3 protein-coding genes are annotated in these 2,987 nt (G+C 27.0%); 2 read left to right on the top strand and 1 reads right to left on the bottom strand.

Annotated elements, in window-relative coordinates; genetic code table 11:
* Positions 1-31: 31 nt before the first annotated feature.
* Positions 32-829 carry a M55 family metallopeptidase gene (locus RWY47_RS12835; protein WP_168930959.1) on the bottom strand — a complete coding sequence of 266 codons (798 nt, stop codon included), beginning with the start codon at positions 827-829 and terminating at the stop codon, positions 32-34.
* A gap of 137 nt (positions 830-966) precedes the next feature.
* Here RWY47_RS12835 and alr point away from each other — a divergent pair, with 137 nt between their 5' ends.
* Together alr and RWY47_RS12845 are read left to right on the top strand one after the other, a co-directional pair.
* Positions 967-2,106 carry an alanine racemase gene (gene alr, locus RWY47_RS12840; protein WP_224170265.1) on the top strand — a complete coding sequence of 380 codons (1,140 nt, stop codon included), beginning with the start codon at positions 967-969 and terminating at the stop codon, positions 2,104-2,106.
* 2 nt (positions 2,107-2,108) lie between these two features.
* The coding region (locus tag RWY47_RS12845; protein WP_316030346.1) for a S66 peptidase family protein at positions 2,109-2,987 on the top strand (879 nt) is incomplete at its 3' end.

The following is a 2,987-nucleotide window of genomic DNA, read 5'->3' on the forward strand; positions in this document are numbered from 1 at the left end:
TAATTAAATTTAATTATCATTAGCACTTTCTTTAAATAAATAAAAACATTCTTAAAAACTCATAATAATCATCTGTTGAAAAAGATATTGTTTGAGTATTTATTAATTTACATTTTGGATAGAAAGAAGCTTTATAAGCATCATAGTGATTTTTAAATTTGATTTCTATGTCAAAGAAATCAGGGAGTTTTATTATATGTCTAGAAAGATCACCTGATAGAGCTTGCTCAACACCATCTTTTATATTTTTTAAAGCTATATCTGGATGTATAGAGATAGATGCATTTCCTATTCCTTTTGATACGGGAACTGTTACTATATTTGGATTTAGTTTTTTAGCATTTTTACAAAGCAGTTCATCTCCACTTAAAAATGCTACAGGAACATTAAAGTAAGCACTTGTATATGCATTTACCATAAATTCTGTTGCTATTTCGCCATTTATCTTTACATAATCATATTTAGAACTATTCATTGTATGAGAAAGTGGGTTTCCATCTTGACTAGCTCCACTATGATATCCTATAAAAAGAGTTGCATCAAAAGTAGGGTCAATACCTGCCATCATAATAAGAGGACCATTAGTCCATCCTCTAACTAAACTTACATTTGTAGGAAGTAAAGATGGATTAATATTTCGAGCGCTATCATGAGCATCTTTTACTAAAATAAAATCACAATTATTTGTGTTGACTCCATCACAAGCTGATTTAACCTCTTTAGTCATCTGAGTTTTATGATATTCTGAATGAGCACAATTAAGGTTAGTTTCCTCCCAATTTACAATTCCGCACGTACCTTCTATATCAGCACTTATATATACTCTCATAAAATTCCCCCCTAATCTTTATTAAAATTAAAATTATTAAGAGGACTGTCTATTAATAATTTTAATTTTCATATAATAGATATAGTTATTTTAATTTAAAAATATACATATAAAAAGCATATTAATGGAGGAAACTTATGAATTTAACAAGAGAAACTTACTTAGAGATTGACTTAGATATAATAAATAAAAATATATGTGAGATAAAAAAATATATTTCAAAAAATACAAAATTAGCTATAGTAGTTAAAGCAGATGCATATGGGCATGGAGCAGTTGAACTATGCAAAAATATAGATAAAGAAAATGTAGATTATATATGTGTTGCAGCTATAAGTGAAGCTTTTGAATTAAGAGAAAATAATATAGATTTACCCATTTTAGTAATGGGATATGTTCCAGATAATTACTTGGAGCTGGCTATTGAAAGAAACATAACAATTACAGTGTTTTCGACTAAGCAAGCTAATATAATTAATGCTATTTGCAAGACAAAAAATATTAAAGGCAAGATTCATATAAAAATAGATACAGGATTTAATCGATTAGGATTTAAAATTAATGAATCTACTATTGAAGATATAAAAGATATTATAAATTTAGATCATATATTTGTTGAAGGAATTTTCTCCCATTTAGCACTTAAAGATAAGATATCTGATTATGAACAATTCAATAAGTTTAAAAACATATTAGATGAAATTTTAAAATATAAAGATATACCTATAAAGCATATATGTGACAGTATAGGTATGGTAGCTTATGAGGATTTCCATTTAGATATGGTTAGGGTTGGATCTAGTATATATGGATATAATAGCCGCAAATCAAATTTAAATTTGTGTGAAGCTATTACATTTAAATCAAAAATAATACAAGTGAAAAGACTTCTTAAAGGAGAAGGTGTAAGCTATGATTATTCATATATAGCAAATAAAGATATGAATGTAGGTATTATACCGTGTGGATATGCAGATGGAATACCAAGATGTCTATCAAATAAAGGTTATGTATATGTAAATAATAAAAAATGCAATATAATAGGTAAAATTTGTATGGATCAAATGATTATAGATATAAGTGGTATAAATGAAAGTGATTATGAAAAAGATGTTGTCTTTTATGGAAAAAATGGACCTAATATTTTAGAGATTGCAAACTTATGTGATACAAATAGAAATGAAATACTTGTATTAACGTCAAGAAGAGTTGATAAAGTTTATTTAAAAAATAATAAAATAATAAAAAGTTTAAATTATATAATGGGGGATGATTAATTATGATATTTCCAAAACAGTTAAAAAAAGGTGATACAATAGGAATAATAGCACCATCAAGTCCTTATAAACCTGAGAGCAAGGATTCTTTAAACTTTGAAATTGACAAAATAAAAAGAACCATTGAAAGTTTTGGATATAAAGTAAAAATGGGAGACACTTGCTATCTAAGCTATAAAGGATATTTAGCAGGTGATGACAATACAAGAGTTAAAGATATAGAAACAATGTTTAACGACAAAGAAGTTGATGGGATTTTATGTCTTAGGGGTGGATATGGAACACCTAGAATACTTGATAAAATAAACTATGATATTATAAAAGCAAATCCAAAAGTATTTATTGGGTACTCAGATATAACTGCACTTCATATAGCTTTTAATCAATATTGTAATTTGGTAACTTACCATGGAATAATGGCATCAACATCACCAAACTGGCATGACTTTACTTACAATTCTTTTAAAAATATGATTAATATGAAAGATACCTTAGCTATAGAAAATCCTATGGGAGAAGAATTATATACTATAGTAGAAGGAGTTACAGAAGGAAAAATAATAGGTGGCAATTTATCGTTGATAGCAAGTACTATGGGAACTAAATATGAGATTGATACTAAAGATAAAATTTTGTTTATAGAAGAAGTTGGAGAACAAATCTATAGAATAGATAGAATGCTTACACAATTAGAATTAGGAGATAAATTTAAAGATTGCAGAGGTATTATATTTGGAGATTTTGAAGATTGCAAAAAAGAAAAAGCTGATGATTATGAGTTATATGATTTACTATCAGATAGAGTTAAAAAGTACAATAAACCTTGTATATACAACTTGCAATCAGGACATTGTAACCCAATGATATTTATCCCGTTGCTC

It is taken from the genome of Paraclostridium sp. MRS3W1, from assembly GCF_032465715.1.
In the GTDB taxonomy this organism is placed as follows: Bacteria; Bacillota; Clostridia; order Peptostreptococcales; family Peptostreptococcaceae; genus Paraclostridium; species Paraclostridium dentum.

Bases quoted from the DNA above. Each gene is read 5' to 3' on its own strand.
- alr (WP_224170265.1), top strand. From the start codon at position 967: ATGAATTTAACAAGAGAAACTTACTTAGAGATTGACTTAGATATAATA.
- RWY47_RS12835 (WP_168930959.1), bottom strand. From the start codon at position 829: ATGAGAGTATATATAAGTGCTGATATAGAAGGTACGTGCGGAATTGTA.